13 protein-coding genes and 1 pseudogene are annotated in these 15,556 nt (G+C 40.9%); 8 read left to right on the top strand and 6 right to left on the bottom strand.

Annotation, left to right across the window (positions count from 1 at the left end; genetic code table 11):
- Positions 1 to 134: 134 nt before the first annotated feature.
- The 3 genes and pseudogenes from lon to AC0VZ5_RS10935 all read left to right on the top strand — a co-directional run bounded on the left by lon (position 135) and on the right by AC0VZ5_RS10935 (position 5,052).
- Positions 135 to 2,494 (top strand): annotated as a pseudogene (gene lon, locus AC0VZ5_RS10945) (endopeptidase La).
- Between the two features lie 183 nt (positions 2,495 to 2,677).
- Positions 2,678 to 2,977, top strand: a complete 300-nt coding sequence (locus AC0VZ5_RS10940; protein ID WP_256872136.1) for an HU family DNA-binding protein — start codon at positions 2,678 to 2,680, stop codon at positions 2,975 to 2,977.
- Positions 2,978 to 3,150: 173 nt separating this feature from the next.
- Positions 3,151 to 5,052 (top strand): SurA N-terminal domain-containing protein, encoded by a 1,902-nt coding sequence (locus AC0VZ5_RS10935; protein WP_475472816.1) that lies wholly within the window; start codon positions 3,151 to 3,153, stop codon positions 5,050 to 5,052.
- Positions 5,053 to 5,107: 55 nt separating this feature from the next.
- On the opposite strand, the gene AC0VZ5_RS10930 is transcribed toward AC0VZ5_RS10935, so the two are convergent.
- From AC0VZ5_RS10930 to pspF, 6 genes are read right to left on the bottom strand one after another with little or no spacing between them, the layout of a single operon-like run.
- The gene (locus AC0VZ5_RS10930; protein ID WP_054202403.1) at positions 5,108 to 5,869 is read right to left on the bottom strand and encodes an ATP-binding cassette domain-containing protein; all 762 of its coding nucleotides are present in this window, start codon (positions 5,867 to 5,869) and stop codon (positions 5,108 to 5,110) included.
- Positions 5,869 to 6,861 carry a peptide ABC transporter ATP-binding protein gene (locus AC0VZ5_RS10925; RefSeq protein ID WP_010388077.1) on the bottom strand — a complete coding sequence of 331 codons (993 nt, stop codon included), beginning with the start codon at positions 6,859 to 6,861 and terminating at the stop codon, positions 5,869 to 5,871. The genes AC0VZ5_RS10930 and AC0VZ5_RS10925 overlap by 1 nt, the downstream gene beginning before the upstream one ends.
- A complete protein-coding gene (locus AC0VZ5_RS10920) occupies positions 6,862 to 7,755 on the bottom strand; it encodes an ABC transporter permease subunit (RefSeq protein WP_010388079.1) in 894 nt (297 codons plus the stop codon).
- A complete protein-coding gene (locus AC0VZ5_RS10915) occupies positions 7,742 to 8,776 on the bottom strand; it encodes an ABC transporter permease (RefSeq protein ID WP_010388081.1) in 1,035 nt (344 codons plus the stop codon). Before AC0VZ5_RS10915 ends, AC0VZ5_RS10920 begins: the two co-directional genes overlap by 14 nt.
- Positions 8,776 to 10,383, bottom strand: coding sequence for an ABC transporter substrate-binding protein (locus AC0VZ5_RS10910; RefSeq protein ID WP_475472812.1), 1,608 nt, complete (start codon positions 10,381 to 10,383; stop codon positions 8,776 to 8,778). Before AC0VZ5_RS10910 ends, AC0VZ5_RS10915 begins: the two co-directional genes overlap by 1 nt.
- A gap of 14 nt (positions 10,384 to 10,397) precedes the next feature.
- On the bottom strand, positions 10,398 to 11,462 hold the full coding sequence (gene pspF / locus AC0VZ5_RS10905) for a phage shock protein operon transcriptional activator (protein WP_178956359.1): 1,065 nt from the start codon (positions 11,460 to 11,462) through the stop codon (positions 10,398 to 10,400).
- Between the two features lie 186 nt (positions 11,463 to 11,648).
- Between pspF and pspA the strand changes: the two genes are divergently transcribed.
- The 5 genes from pspA (at position 11,649) to AC0VZ5_RS10880 (ending at position 15,507) form a co-directional block, all read left to right on the top strand.
- Positions 11,649 to 12,308, top strand: coding sequence for a phage shock protein PspA (pspA, locus tag AC0VZ5_RS10900; RefSeq protein WP_010388087.1), 660 nt, complete (start codon positions 11,649 to 11,651; stop codon positions 12,306 to 12,308).
- Between the two features lie 63 nt (positions 12,309 to 12,371).
- Complete coding sequence (gene pspB, locus AC0VZ5_RS10895) at positions 12,372 to 12,605, top strand: envelope stress response membrane protein PspB (protein ID WP_138605052.1); 234 nt, start codon at positions 12,372 to 12,374, stop codon at positions 12,603 to 12,605.
- Positions 12,602 to 13,003 (top strand): envelope stress response membrane protein PspC, encoded by a 402-nt coding sequence (gene pspC, locus AC0VZ5_RS10890; RefSeq protein WP_010388092.1) that lies wholly within the window; start codon positions 12,602 to 12,604, stop codon positions 13,001 to 13,003. The genes pspB and pspC overlap by 4 nt, the downstream gene beginning before the upstream one ends.
- A 63-nt stretch (positions 13,004 to 13,066) precedes the next feature.
- Positions 13,067 to 14,485: a YcjX family GTP-binding protein gene (locus tag AC0VZ5_RS10885; RefSeq protein ID WP_475472808.1), complete on the top strand. Its 1,419-nt coding sequence runs from the start codon at positions 13,067 to 13,069 to the stop codon at positions 14,483 to 14,485.
- On the top strand, positions 14,482 to 15,507 hold the full coding sequence (locus tag AC0VZ5_RS10880; RefSeq protein WP_475472806.1) for a TIGR01620 family protein: 1,026 nt from the start codon (positions 14,482 to 14,484) through the stop codon (positions 15,505 to 15,507). Before AC0VZ5_RS10885 ends, AC0VZ5_RS10880 begins: the two co-directional genes overlap by 4 nt.
- Positions 15,508 to 15,556: the final 49 nt, after the last annotated feature.

The following is a 15,556-nucleotide window of genomic DNA, read 5'->3' as shown; positions in this document are numbered from 1 at the left end:
TAAAAAAAAGGAGCCAATGGCTCCTTTTTTTATAATTAATTTAATCGAGTTGGCAAAAATTGTTGAACTTTAATTAGGTTATCCCCATATACTTGAGTAATCTTTAAATAAATGAAGTGCAAAGAGAAAATACAATGACGCTTGAGAGAAACGATCGAGTCGAAATCCCTGTGCTAGCACTGCGCGATGTAGTGGTGTATCCACACATGGTGATCCCGCTTTTTGTAGGCCGTGAAAAATCAATAAAATGCCTTGAAGCGGCAATGGATAAAGACAAACAAATTTTCTTAGTTGCACAAAAAGATGCAACTGTAGACGAGCCTGAGAAAGACGATATTTATCGTGTAGGGACAATTGCGACTGTACTTCAATTATTAAAGCTACCCGATGGTACAGTAAAAGTATTAGTTGAAGGCACACAGCGTGCAAATATCGAAGAGTTTGTTGATAACGAAGACTTCTTTGTTGCCAATGCTCAGTTTATTGAATCTGATTCAGTGAATGAACAAGAACAAGATATTTTTATTCGCAGTGCATTAAGCCAGTTTGAAGGCTACGTAAAATTAAATAAAAAAATCCCACCTGAAGTGATGACCTCGGTCTCTGGTATTGATGAGCCAGCGCGTCTTGCTGATACCATGGCTGCGCATATGCCATTAAAAGTGCCTGAAAAACAAAAGGTACTTGAAATATCAAGCGTTACGGAGCGCTTAGAGTACTTAATGGCGTTGATGGAAGGTGAAATAGACTTATTGCAAGTTGAGAAAAAAATTCGTACCCGCGTTAAAAAGCAGATGGAAAAATCGCAGCGTGAGTACTACCTCAATGAGCAAATGAAAGCGATTCAAAAAGAGCTTGGTGAAATTGACGATGTGCCAGATGAATTCGAAGCGCTAAAAAAACGCATCGAAGAGTCAGGTATGCCTAACGAAGCGAAAGAAAAAGCCACGGCAGAGTTTAACAAACTTAAAATGATGTCGCCGATGTCGGCAGAAGCTAGTGTTGTTCGCTCATACATAGATACGCTAATTAACGTACCGTGGAAAAAACGCTCTAAAGTTAAAAAAGATTTAGCAGGCGCGCAAAAAATACTAGATAGCGATCATTACGGACTTGATAAAGTTAAAGAGCGTATTATTGAATATCTCGCGGTACAGCAGCGTACTAATAAGCTTAAAGGGCCTATTTTGTGTTTAGTTGGGCCGCCAGGGTAGGTAAAACCTCTCTTGGGCAATCTATTGCGCGTTCAACTGGCCGTAAGTACATTCGTATGGCACTGGGTGGTGTACGTGATGAAGCTGAGATACGTGGTCACCGTCGTACTTATATTGGCTCTATGCCTGGTAAGTTGATTCAAAACATGACTAAAGTGGGCGTTAAAAACCCGTTATTCTTGTTAGATGAAATTGATAAAATGTCAGCGGATATGCGTGGTGACCCTGCATCAGCATTACTTGAAGTACTCGACCCTGAGCAAAACAGCCATTTTGCTGATCATTACTTAGAAGTCGATTACGACTTATCTGATGTAATGTTTGTTGCTACCTCTAATAGCTTTAATATTCCTGGGCCTTTATTGGACCGTATGGAAGTTATTCGTTTAGCCGGTTATACCGAAGACGAAAAATTAAATATCGCTAAAGAACATTTAATTCCAAAGCAAGTTAAGCGTAATGGCTTAAAAGAGAAAGAAGTTGAAATTGCTGACAGTGCCATTATCGGTATTATTCGATATTACACGCGTGAAGCGGGCGTTCGTAACTTAGAGCGTGAAGTGTCTAAATTATGCCGTAAAGCGGTTAAAAATATCTTAATGGAAAAAGACACCAAAACGGTCACTATCGATGCAGATAACCTTGAAGAGTACTTAGGTGTGCAACGCTTTGATTACGGTAAAGCAGAAGATGGCGACCGTATAGGCCAAGTAACTGGCCTAGCATGGACAGAAGTAGGCGGTGACTTACTAACGATTGAATGTGCTGCAGTACCAGGTAAAGGCAAATTGACTTATACCGGCTCGTTAGGCGATGTAATGCAAGAGTCGATTCAAGCGGCAATGACAGTTGTGCGTAATCGTGCTGATGAGCTACGTATTAATAGCGACTTTTATGAAAAACGTGATATTCACGTGCATGTACCTGAGGGCGCAACTCCTAAAGATGGTCCAAGTGCGGGTATCGCAATGGTTACGTGTTTGGTTTCAAGCCTGACGGGTAATCCAGTGCGCTCTGATGTGGCCATGACGGGTGAGATTACCCTGCGTGGTGAAGTACTGCCTATTGGTGGTTTAAAAGAGAAATTATTAGCGGCTCACCGAGGCGGTATTAAAACGGTGGTGATCCCTAAAATTAACGAACGTGACTTAAAAGAGATACCTGATAACGTATTGGCGGGTCTTGAGATTCACCCTGTTACGTGGATTGACGAAGTATTGAAGCTTGCTTTAGTGCATCCAGTTGATAGTTTTTCAGTCGAAACACCAAAAAAGCAGTAAAAAAGCCAAAAAAAGTGCTTTTAGGGGCTTTTCAAATCTAAACGGTATGATAAGTTAAGCACTGGTTTTCAAGCCTAGCCCTTGCAGGGCCTAGGCTTAAGAAAAATATAATCATATGAGCTTTAAAAAAATTGCTCAAAAATTTCAAAACAGTGATGTTAGTTTAAAAAACAATCGCTCTTGATAACAACAATGAAAGAGGATGATATTGTGAATAAATCTCAATTAATCGATCAAATCGCAGCTGATGCTGACATTTCTAAAGCGGCTGCAGGTCGTGCACTAGATTCATTCATCGAATCTGTATCTGGCGCGCTAAAAGATGGCGACTCAGTTGCACTTGTTGGTTTTGGTACTTTCTCTGTACGTGAGCGTGCTGCTCGTGCAGGTCGTAACCCACAAACTGGTGAAACGATTCAAATTGCTGCAGCTAACATCCCAGCTTTCAAAGCCGGTAAAGCGCTTAAAGACGCAGTAAACTAATCATTGTGTAAACAATTTAGTTATGGCGAGTAAAGAGACGCTTAATTATTGCAATCGATAAATTAAGTTACTTCACCGCCAGTTACTTCAAGTGAAAAAGCGTATCTGGTAAGATACGCTTTTTTTACATATGACAAGGTAGAAAATACCTTGCTCAGAAAAGAGATAAACAAATGCTTGAGAAAATCAGAGAAGGTTCGCAAGGGCCGGTAGCCAAAGTCATTTTAGGCGCGGTGATTTTATCTTTTGCCTTAGCTGGGATCGGTAGTTACTTAGGTCAAACCACAGAACAACCCGTTGCTGAAGTAAATGGAATTAAAATTAGCCAAACAGAATTTAGCCGTGCGTTTCAAAATGAACGTAGCCGCTTAGAACAACAATTTGGTGAGTACTTTACCCAAATAGCAGCTGATCCAACTTACATGGCTCAAATCCGTCAAGGTGTGATTGACCGTTTAGTACAACAAGAATTACAAAGTCAGTTAGCTGCCGAGCTTGGTTTGCGCGTAAGTGATGAAAGCGTTCGTAAAACAATTTTAGAGCTACCTTATTTTAAAATTGGCGACAAGTTTAATAACGACCGTTATTTACAAGTTATTCGTCAAATGAATTTTCAACCTGACGCATTTCGTGAATACCTGCGTGATGATATGACACGTAGCCAGTTAGTATCTGCCGTTGCGGGTACTGATTTTGCGCTGCCAAATGAGCTTAAATCAGCCATTGCGTTGCAACAGCAAACACGAAGCATTGATTATTTAGTAATTGATAAACAAGCAATGCAAGCTGATGTTGAAGTTACAGAGCAAGAAGTTGCGGATTACTATGAATTAAACGCAGGTCAATTTTTATCACCTGAATTAATTTCAGTTAATTACATCGAACTAAATGCAGATGATATTGATGTTGCATCGGTAAGCGAAGACGATGTAAAAGCATATTACGAGCAGAGTAAAGCGCAATATGTTGAACCAGAAAAGCGTCGTGTGTCGCATATTCTAATCGACAATAGCGAAGATGATGATGCGGCTAAAGCGAAAGCTGAGTCGTTACTTGCCCAGCTTAACGCTGGTGCTGATTTTGCTGAGCTAGCAGAGACATCGTCAGATGACATTGTTAGTGCAGAAATGGGTGGCGATTTAGAGTGGATTGAACGTGATGTTATGGAACCAGCATTTGAAGATGCAGCGTTCGCATTGCAAAACAAAGGTGATTACTCTGACGTTGTTGCCTCTGAGTTTGGTTATCACATCATCAAACTGACTGATCTACAAACTCAACAAGTTAAACCGTTCGATGAGGTTAAATCTGACCTACGTGCTGAACTTGAGCAAGCTGAAAAAGTAGATGCGTTTTACGAGAAGCAAACAGAAATGGGGGCATTAGCCTTTGAGATTTCTGATCGCTTAGACGATGCTGCTGAAGTGGCGGGTGTAGAAGTACAATCTACTTCTTTACTAGCGCTTAGCGCGCTTCCTGAGCCGCTTAATAACCCAGCGGTTGTGACTGCCTTATCATCAGTTGAACTACTAGAAGATAAAGTCAATTCAGAAGTAATTGAGCTTGGTAATGAGCACGTGATTGTGGTGCGTGTAAATGAGCACCAACCTGCGGCAACGAAAGCATTAAGCGTGGTAAGTGAGCAAATTAAAACACGCTTAATGAATGAAAAGGCATCAGACCTTGCAAAAGAAAAAGCACGCACGTTATTTGCACAAGTAAAAGAAGGCAAGAGCTTAAACGATGTGGCTGCTGAGCAATCACTAAACGTTCGTCAAGAGTCGCAACTAACTCGTGAAAGCTTTGCTGTTTCACCTGCTATTGTTACCCAAGTATTCAAAATGGCACATCCTAGTGATGCGGCTGTATATGATATGGTTAACTTAAATAATGGCGATGCAGCGATTGTTGCGCTTAAAGCGGTAAATGATGCACCAGTGAGTGACAACATTGAGCCACAAATGAAGCAAAACATTACTATGGCGCAAGCGCAGAAAAACTATACGGTATTCATTGAATCGCTTAAGCAACAAGCAGAGCTTAATGTACCAAAAGCAGCTCAAGCAGCTGAATAAGTAATAGCTAAATTAAAAAAGGCGCCAATTGGCGCCTTTTTTGTTTGTTTAGACATTAACAACTCAATAAGCGCTGGGTAACCTTTGACTGCGGGTTTTGAAAAATAGTTTCTGTAGCGCCGTATTCAACTATTTCACCTTTATTGAGTACCACTAACTGGTCGCTAATATGGCGCACTAAACTTAAATGATGGGTGATCAAAATATAGGTTAATCCAGTTTCAAGCTGTAGTTTAAGTAATAGGTTTACTATTTGCGCTCTTACAGAAGGGTCAAGCGATGAAAGTGCCTCATCGAGTACAACAACCTTAGGATCTAATATAAGCGCGCGAGCGAGCGCTACACGCTGTAATTGCCCCACACTAAACATATGCGGATAGTATTGCTGATGATCGACCAGTAGACCCACTTTAAGCAGCGTACTGCCAATTTTTTCACTACGTTGAGTTTTATCAAAATCAGTATTGAATTTTAGGCAATCATCGAGCATTTCAGCAATGGTCACTGCTGGGTTCAATGAGGTGGCGGAGTCTTGAAAAATCATTCGGATATAACGACACTGCGCATCACGATTACCATTGTTTTCTATAGTGTTATTCTCCAATAATATCTGCCCGCTATCGGCACTGTATGCACCCACTAATAATTTAGCCAGAGTACTTTTTCCTGAGCCTGTTTCACCAATAATGGCAATTGTTTCACCTTTACCAATGCAAAATGAGATGTTTTTTAAAACATCAAACTTTTTACGGCTAAATAGACCCGCTCGCATGTTAAAGGTTTTTGATAAGGCTTGAACTTTTAACAGTGGCTGCATTATTTTATTTCCTTGATCAGCGGGAAGTGACAGGCGTAGCTATGACCATGATGCTTTGAAAGTTTAGGCGCAACCACACATTCTTTTTGTGCTTGTGGGCAACGTGGACCGAGTCGACAACCAATCGGTAAATGTTGTAATGTTGGAATAGTGCCTTTAAGCGCATAAAAGGGTTCTTTATGGGCTAAACCATGCTCATAATCGGGCAGGCTTTTTAGTAAAGCTTGCGTATACGGATGACGAGGCTGGCTAAAAATACGGTGTGTTGGACCTGCTTCAACCATTTGACCGCAGTACAACACATGAATACCATGCGACCAATTAACAATTTCTTCCAGCTCATGAGAGATCATCAAAATAGACATGTTCTTTAGCTGATTTAAACTTTTTAATAACCTAAACACCTGTGCTCGGGTGGTGCTTTCTAGTGCGGTTGTTGGCTCATCTGCAATTAACAACTTAGGTGTGCGGGCAATCGCCATGGCTATCATGACCTTTTGGCATACGCCCTCAGAGAGCTCATGCGGGTAACTATCAAGCACCGCTTCATGATTTTTAATACCTACTTTATGTATTAAGGCTTTAACACGGTCTTTACGCTCTCGGTTGCGTTTTAAGAAAAATCCTTTAGCAGCCACTTCAGGCAGTGTTTCAGCGATTTGGTTAAATATTTTAGCAGTAGGATCTAGACAGCGACTGGGGTCTTGGTAAATCATCGCAATGTCTTGGCTAACCGTCTTACGGCGTTGCTCTGGTGTTAAGCGCATTAAGTCAACACCACGCCAATGCATTCTATCTGCGGTTATCACCCAGCGCTCATTAAGCACGCCGACGATGGCTTTTGCAATTAAGCTTTTGCCAGAGCCTGATTCGCCCACTAAAGCGTGTACTTCACCTTCTTTTAAACTAAAGCTTACGCGGTCAACAGCGCGAATGGCGGTTTCGGAAGTTTGAAGTTCAATGGTTAAATTTCGAATATCTAGTAACTGCATCTAATCGGCCTTACGCGCTTGTAAAACTTTGCGAAGTCCATCGCCCACTAAGTTTGTTGAAAGAACCGCTAAAAATAACAGGACGCCCGGCAATGCTACCGTCCAAGGTGCTAAATATATAAGTCCTAAGTTCTCTGCTAAAATTGCGCCCCATTCAGTAGTCGGCGGCTGTGCACCCAGTTTTAAAAACCCTAACGCCGCAATATCTAAAATAGCAGTAGAAAGCGCCATCGTAAAAATAACTACAATATATTCATACACATTAGGAAAAATCCCGCGTGATAAAATATGCCATTTAGAGGCGCCATCTAAGCGGTAGGCTGTAACATAATCTTTGCCAAGTTCGTCAACTATCAGGTTTCTAATTGAATGAATAAACTGGGGTAATAAGGCTAAAATAATTGCCCATACGGTATTCATTAATCCAGGGCCGAGTATGGCAATAATAATGATGGCCAGTAACAATGAGGGAATTGACAGCGTTACATCCAGTAAGTGGTTCAAAAAACTAGAACGTATGCCTTTACTGATCCCTGCAAAGGTACCTACCAACACACCAATAACAGTGGTGATCAGTGCAGCCACAACCGATAACCCGAACGTATATGTGGCGCCATTCATTAAACGAGACAGCACATCTCGGCCTAAATCATCGGTGCCAAGTATAAACCGCACATCGCCCATTTCATTCCACGAGGGAGGCAGTAATAGTGCATCACTGTGCTGTTGATTTACCCCATAAGGCGCAAGAAAAGGCGCGGTAGCCGCTAACAGGCTAAAGGCAATAAACACCCATAAACCAACCAGTGCAGGGTGGTTATTTTTAAACTTTCGCCAGAGTCTCGCTAATGGCGATTTATTTGAATCTTCTGAAAATAAGTTAAACTTTGCCATGCGCTTGGTTCCGAGACAGAGGATCTAGTAGGGTGTAGGTCAGTTCGGCCATAATTGTGGCAATAATAATAAATAAAGAGACGGCCATTAACCCACCTTGTATGGCGGGATAATCACGTTGATAAATACTGTCTATTAACCAGCGACCGATCCCAGGCCACGAAAAAATAACTTCAGTGATCATCGCTAGGGTGATCAAGGTACTAAACTGCAAACCTATTTGTTTTATAACCGGTAGTAAGGCATTTCTTAGGGCGTGATGAATAATAAGCTGCCCACGAGTAAGCCCTTTGGCGCGAGCTGTTTTAATGAAGTTTTGATCCATCACTTTTAACATCGATTCGCGAGTAAAGCGCACTAATACCGTGGTTGGATACATAGCAAGTACAATAGTAGGTAAAGTAAGGTGATGCAGCGCATCTAACATGGCCAAACCATTGTAAGGAAAATCAGCGAGTAAAATATCAAGTAAAATAAATCCTGTGCTCGCGGGTATCTCATACAACAAGCTCACTCGCCCCGACATGGGAAACCAGCCAAGCTTGAGCGAAAAAATCATAATTAATAATAATGCCAGCCAAAAAATCGGCATAGAATAGCCAATCATCGCTGTAGAGCTAATAAATTTATCAGGCCATTGTTTATTATATGCCGATGCTAAAATACCGACAGGCACACCCACTACCACCGAAATAAATAACGCATAGATACTTAGCTCTAACGTTGCAGGAATTAAATCAACCACATGGGCGAAAACACTGCTCCCCGAGGCGAATGACATTCCCCAATCCCCTTGTAAAATTCGTCCTACAAAGGCGATGTACTGCATAAAGTAGTTACTGTTAAATAAGTACTTTTCTTCTAACTGCGCATTTTGGGTAAAGTTAGTGTCTGGTATGCCGCTTAAGTTACTGAGCGGATCGCCAGGAAATAAATAACTCAACGAAAAGGTAAAAATACTGAGTAGCAACACCATAAAAAATAACAGTCCGAGGCGGCGTAAAATATAATCTAAGATCATTATTTTTTCCTCGCGTTAGCCAACGAAATAGCACCGAATGGTCCTAAGGTAATGCCCTCAACATCTGCGCTACTTGCTTGAAAACGCATGCCATGGGCAATTGGCAGTAACGGCAATTGTTTGATGATCATGCTTTGTGCTGCGTCGTAATATTGTTTACGTAAATTTAAATCTGTGGTGTCTAACGCTTTGGTCAGTAGTAAATCAAATTCAGGGTTACACCAGTTTGCAGGGTTTTTGCCACTAAAGGTCGCAGTACAACTTAATAATGGACTAAAAAAGTTATCGGGATCAGGCGTATCAGCTGCCCAACCTAATAACACACTGTCGTGGCGATGCTCACCAATGCGTTGAATAAAGGTGTTCCATTCATATTCTACAATATTTACATTAACGCCAATTTTGCGTAAATCACTTTGCATTAGCTCAGCCATTTTGCGGGCGTTGGGGTTATAAATACGGCTTACCGGCATAGCCCAAATGCTCATATCAAAGCCTTTTGGAAAACCGGCTTCAGTTAATAATTTTTTCGCTAACTGTGGGTCAAAAATAGGCATGTTTTTTTGTAGTTCAAATGCCCATGACGTAGGCGGAAGAATAGATTGTGCACGCAGTCCATTCCCGTAATATACCGCTTGCATTATTTTATCTATATCAATGGCATGAACCAATGCTTGACGTACTTTTAAGTTATTAAACGGTGGACGCTCGGTATTAAATGCCCAGTAACCAATATTTAAGTTAGTTTCTCTTTCAACATTAATATCATCACGCTGCGCTAAAATACTTAATTGGGCACTACTCGGGTGTGCGGTTACATCACACTCTTTGGTCAATATTTTAGCGATACGGGTGGTACCATTTGGGGTAATGTCGTACACCAATTGCTCAAGGGCAACCTCATGCTTCCAATAATCAGCGTTTTTATAAAAGCGCACTAAATGATCGCGTCGGTACTCTTTATAAATATAGGGGCCTGTGCCAATCGGGTATTGATCAAATAGGTTTTCTTGATTATTAGCTTCAAGCGCCATGGCATATTCTTTAGAGAGCACGACAGCAAAATCGGTCGCCATATTAGCTAAAAAGCTGCTCTCGGCATTAAATAACTCAAATCGTACTTGATGATCAGAGACTCTAACAATTTTACGAATTAGCTGGTCAATCCCCACACTTTGAAAGTAAGGGTAATTAGCATCGCCAATAAAGTGATAAGGATTATAAACGTCGAATAATCGACTAAAAGTAAATATTACATCATCAGCGTTAAATTCACGGCTAGGAGTGAAATAAGAGGTGGTATGAAACTTAACTCCTTTGCGCAAAGTGAAGGTAACCGATTTACCGTCTTTACTGATCTTCCAATCAGTGGCAAGTTCACTCTTAAATTCGGCGGTCACGGGGTCAATACTAATTAACCGGTCGTATAACTGGTTAGCAATAATATCGATAGTTGATCCTGTGGTTGTGACTTGTGGGTTAAACGACACAGGATTAGCCTCGGCGCAATAAACGAGGCCTTGGTTTTTTTCTTCTAAGATTTCTTCTTTACTATCAATGCAACCTACTAAGCTCAATGATATTAAAGCAAGTAATAATTTATGCACCCGCACAACCTCTACTATTCTAGCAAATTGTATTTTTTCAAATAACCACGTAGTTGATGATACGTTAAACCAAGTACTTCTGCAGTCTTCTTTTGATTAAATTGGCTATGTTCTAATGCTTTTTTTATCAATGTAATTTCAAATTCATTAGAGAGCGTTTTTAAGTCGCATGGAAACTCAGGTTCTTTGGTACTTGAACTCAATGCTACAGGCGCTTCTGCAGGTTGAGCATGAGTAGTCGGTTCAGATTGTATTATAGCAGGTGCTTGTGCATGTTTTATGCGGGCTTTAGGTCTAAAGCGACTTTCGAATGGGTCTAAAATAATTTTATGTACAGGAATATGTTCATTGCCGTGGCGATACAGACTTCGCTCCACCACATTTTTAAGTTCACGGACATTACCTGGCCACTCATAACTGAGCAAACTTTCTTGTGCACTGCGAGTAAAACCACTAAATAGCTCCCACTCAAGGTCTCGTGCCATGTTCATCGCAAACTGTTCAGCCAGCAACATAATGTCATCTTGACGTTCACGCAGTGGCGGTAAGGTGATCACATCAAACGCGAGTCTATCGAGTAAATCACTTCTAAATTCACCTTGCTCGGCTAAATGGGGTAAGTCTTCATTGGTTGCACAGACTAAGCGAGTGTCTACTTTAACGGTTTGCTTGCCGCCAACACGTTCAAACTCACCATACTCAATCACTCTTAATAGCTTTTCTTGCACCATGGCAGAGGTATTTGCTAACTCATCTAAGAATAAGGTGCCGCTATTAGCACGTTCGAAGCGGCCTTCATGGCGTTTACTTGCGCCTGTAAATGCACCACTTTCATGACCAAATAATTCACTCTCGAGTAGGTTTTCGTTTAAAGCCGCACAGTTAAGCTTGACGTAATTTTGATCCCAGCGCTTGGATAAAAAGTGTAAACGTGCTGCAATTAGCTCTTTACCGGTACCACGTTCACCAATAATGAGTACGGGTTTATCTAGGTTAGCCAGTTGCGAAACCTGATCAAGCACCGATAAAAAGCTGTCTGATTGGCCAAGTAAATTGTCCTGTTGGCGATATTGACTCATATTTCCTAACTCTTAGTCATTTTTACTAACAGTTAGTGTATTTCATTATGAAGGATAACAAAAGTAATTTGTAATTTACATTTAACATATTGAAAATAAATGGTATTTTAAAAATATAAAAGTTGGCAAGCATATTGATACTAATAAAAGCAGACACATTTAGATTAAATAATAGAGGTATATGTTATGGGAATTTTTTCACGTTTTGCAGACATTGTTAATTCTAATATCAATGCCATTTTAGATAAAGCAGAAGATCCTGAAAAAATGGTTCGTCTTATTATCCAAGAGATGGAAGATACACTTGTAGAGGTACGCTCTACGTCAGCAAAAACCCTTGCTGAGAAAAAAGAATTAGTACGTCGCGTAGATACACTAAAAGCTCAAGTAAGCGATTGGCAAGACAAAGCCGAATTAGCACTGAGCAAAGATCGTGATGATTTAGCTCGCTCGGCTTTACTTGAAAAGCAAAAATCAGCAGATGCAGTCGCCGCAGTAGAAAGTGAACTTGATCATGTAGAATCTCATATCGAGAAACTACAGCAAGAAGTGACTACGCTACAAGAGAAACTAGCGGATGCTAAAGCACGTCAAAAAGCTATTATTTTACGTCAACGCTCGGCTGAGTCGCGCCTTGAGGTTAAAAAAGCACTTGATAGTTCTAAAGTGGATGATGCACTTAATCGTTTTGAACGTTACGAAACCAAAATTGATGGGCTAGAATCTCAAATAGAGTCTTACGATTTGGGTAAACAAACGTTAGCAGATGAAATTGCTGATTTACAAAAGAATGAAAAAATTGACGACGAGTTAGCTGAACTTAAAAAGAAACTCTCGAATAAATAAATATAAAACAGGGGCCTTGTGCCCCTGACATCAACATTGAATACGGATTGTCAGGAGAGGATTATGTTTGATCCAGAGATACTAGTTGCACCCTTTATCTTGTTTATGATTTTTGTTGCACCACTGTGGTTAATTTTACACTACCGAAGCAAAAAGCAGGTAAGCCAAGGGTTAAGCGAGCATGAGCATCACCAGTTATTAGAACTTGCTCAAAAAGCTGAAAAAATGACTGATAGAATCGAGACATTAGAAGCTTTACTTGATCAAGAGTCACCACAGTGGAGACAAAAAGTATGAACACCAAACGCGAATTATTAAGAGACCCACAACGCGGTAAAATTGCCGGTGTATGTGCGGGATTAAGTGACTACTTTAATATGGAGTTATGGTTAGTTCGCATTATTTTTGTTAGTGCTGTACTACTAACCGGTGGCCCATTATTTGTGGTAGCGTATATTGCAGCGTGGTTTATTTTAGATAAAAAACAACCCAGTACTGTAAATAAAACACAATCAACCTATGGCGGTGATCCGCTAGAAGTAAAATTTAAAGTATGGCAAAAAGGCGAGCCACCGCGTCGTGCGCTGCAAGACTTAAAAGAGCGATTAACCCGTGTAGATAGCCGCCTTCAAAACATGGAACGCTACGTTACTTCAAGCGAGTTTACGGTCAGCCGTGAAATTAATAAACTTTAAGGGATTGATAAGCACCTTGTTTGCAGCGTGATCAATGACGGCAACTAAGGTGCAAAACACTTTATGAGCCAATCATTTGCAAAAAAGACCTTTAAAAGCGTTAAAGGCAAAGCCCAAAAGGCCCTGCACCGTAGTTTAGATCAACACGTTAAACTTGCCGTAACAGGGCTGAGCGGCAGTGGTAAAACGGCGTTCATTAGCGCGCTAGTTAAACATTTAACCTCTCAGGCGAATGACAACAACTTACCTTTTTTTGATGTAATGCGTGAACATCGCCACATTGCTACTAAAATTGTGCCGCAAGAGGCATTGAACGTTCCCACTTTTGATTACAACCGTGCAATAAGTGCTTTACTGCCAAATGAAGGTGACCCTGCATGGCCCGCTTCTACCGAGCGAATTAATACTTTACGTTTGGCGATTAAATATCAAAGCAACGCGGGTCTGCGCGGTCATTTCTCACCACAATCGACGCTGTATTTAGATATTATTGACTATCCTGGTGAGTGGTTGCTTGACCTACCTATGCTCGCGCAAAGCTTTAAGCAATGGTGCGAGCAACAATATCCATTGCTAAGCCAAACGCCACGTAACCAAAGCTCAGCTGAATTTTTGCAATCCATAGAGCAGCTTGATTTAGATGCACCGGTAGATGAAAACGCACTGGCTGATATTGCACGATGTTATCAAACCATGTTGGTAGGGCTAAAAAAAGACACTAAGCTTGCCATGTTACAGCCAGGGCGTATGTTAATGCCGGGTGACTTGCAAGGTGCACCATTATTACTATTTTTTCCAATTAGTCCTAAAAAAATAAGTGACGATGTAGTAGCGGGTTCTAACTTAGCGCATTTAATTAAACGTTTTGATGCTTACGTAAAAGAAGTCGTTAAACCTTTTTATAATGAGCATTTTCGCCATTTTGACCGTCAAATCGTCTTGGTAGATGTACTGAGTGCATTAAATGAAGGTTATGAAACGTTGGCTGAGCAAAGTCGAGTGATCAATCAGTTATTGTCACACTTTAGCTATGGTGATTCCGGTTTTTTTAAACGCTTGTTTAAACCTAATATAGATAAAATATTATTTGCTGCTAATAAGTCCGATCACATCAGTGCGAAGCATCACAAAGATCTTGCATTGTTACTCGATTCGTTAGTTAAAGAGCAAAGTAATCACTTAAAATTTGATGGGGTTAAAATAGAAACATTGGCGATGTCATCAATTGCTGCCACTGTGCCCCGCCAAGTGGTTGATAAAGGGCAAACACTCGACTGTATCTATGGCAAGCCATTGAATGAACAACAGTGGCTAACTTACCTGCCTCCTCAGCCGCCGAGCAGAATGCTTAATAAAAGTGAGTGGCCAGCACATGGGTTTGAGTTTTTATCATTTGCACCTATGCCAAGCCCAGATCAACAGCTTAAGCACATTCGCTTAGACCATGTGATGCAGTACTTGTTAGGAGATAAGTTAACATGAGTGAGTCAACACACCAATTTCAAGCTGGGCGTCGTATTAATGCCCAAAATATTGAGCAAAATGAACCAGATTTATTAGCGGCTAAAGTCGTAGAGCAGGGACAAAGTGAGCAGCTTAGCAAAGATAGCGACGATCTAATTGAACCTGAAATCGATATTGAGCCTGTATATAAAAAGTCTAAGTGGCAAACCCTTAAAGGCCTATTTGCACTGAGCTTTATTGTTTTAATATTACTTGAGTTCGCATTTTCAATTGTATTGGCGTTTCAGCAGTCGGTTATTTTAGGTGGGGTGTACTTAACCGCTGTAATAACCGGTGTACTACTGATATCGCGTTTATTGTGGCGTGAATATAGAATGTTACGCAGCTTAAAGCGTAATCAGCTACACCGCCATGAAGCTAACCGTTTGCTCAATAGTGAGCAGGTAGGCGGGGCGATACCTTGGCTTGAAAAGCTTAATAAACATCAGCAATTAGATAATTTCGAAAACTTTAAAAATCAGGTCGCTACGCACCACAGTGACAAAGAAATAATGTCTCTGTACGCGAATAGCTTACTGATAACGCAAGACAATCAAGCTAAAAAGTTAATAAACCGTTTTGCAACAGAGTCAGCTTTATTAGTTGCTCTAAGCCCAATTGCGCTGGTGGATATGATGGCTGTGCTGTGGCGTGGCACTAAATTAATAGAGCAAATAGGCCGAATATATGGCATTGGCTTTGGTTATGCCAGCCGCATTAAACTTTACCGCATGCTTATTAAGCAAGTAATGTTTGTAGGTAGTGCAGAGCTCGTTTCTGATTTAGCTGCCACGGCACTCAGTGCTGAATTATTAGGCAAGCTTTCAGGGCGAGCTGCACAAGGTGTTAGTGCCGGTATATTTACAGCGCGTATTGGTTACAAAGCTATGGAATTAAGCCGACCCTTACCGCGTCTTGAAAACAAGCGTAGCTTGTTAAAAGGCACAGTCCAAGGGATTGCGAGTAAAATTATGAGCCGTAAGGGAGCTGAAACTAAGTAGTGAGACTTCGTTGGCAATATTTGTGTACAGCTTTTTGGGTAAAGTTTGC

It is taken from the genome of Pseudoalteromonas sp. QJM3NY_12, from assembly GCF_056173165.1.
Note: the sequence above shows the minus strand (reverse complement) of the source record. Positions and strands in the feature narration are given on the sequence as shown.

What these genes read in the sequence shown, in the direction of transcription:
- AC0VZ5_RS10935 (WP_475472816.1), top strand. Translation starts at nt 3,151, where the DNA reads ATGCTTGAGAAAATCAGAGAAGGTTCGCAAGGGCCGGTAGCCAAAGTC.
- AC0VZ5_RS10930 (WP_054202403.1), bottom strand. Translation starts at nt 5,869, where the DNA reads ATGCAGCCACTGTTAAAAGTTCAAGCCTTATCAAAAACCTTTAACATG.
- AC0VZ5_RS10925 (WP_010388077.1), bottom strand. Translation starts at nt 6,861, where the DNA reads ATGCAGTTACTAGATATTCGAAATTTAACCATTGAACTTCAAACTTCC.
- AC0VZ5_RS10920 (WP_010388079.1), bottom strand. Translation starts at nt 7,755, where the DNA reads ATGGCAAAGTTTAACTTATTTTCAGAAGATTCAAATAAATCGCCATTA.
- AC0VZ5_RS10915 (WP_010388081.1), bottom strand. Translation starts at nt 8,776, where the DNA reads ATGATCTTAGATTATATTTTACGCCGCCTCGGACTGTTATTTTTTATG.
- pspF (WP_178956359.1), bottom strand. Translation starts at nt 11,462, where the DNA reads ATGAGTCAATATCGCCAACAGGACAATTTACTTGGCCAATCAGACAGC.
- pspA (WP_010388087.1), top strand. Translation starts at nt 11,649, where the DNA reads ATGGGAATTTTTTCACGTTTTGCAGACATTGTTAATTCTAATATCAAT.
- pspB (WP_138605052.1), top strand. Translation starts at nt 12,372, where the DNA reads ATGTTTGATCCAGAGATACTAGTTGCACCCTTTATCTTGTTTATGATT.
- pspC (WP_010388092.1), top strand. Translation starts at nt 12,602, where the DNA reads ATGAACACCAAACGCGAATTATTAAGAGACCCACAACGCGGTAAAATT.
- AC0VZ5_RS10885 (WP_475472808.1), top strand. Translation starts at nt 13,067, where the DNA reads ATGAGCCAATCATTTGCAAAAAAGACCTTTAAAAGCGTTAAAGGCAAA.
- AC0VZ5_RS10880 (WP_475472806.1), top strand. Translation starts at nt 14,482, where the DNA reads ATGAGTGAGTCAACACACCAATTTCAAGCTGGGCGTCGTATTAATGCC.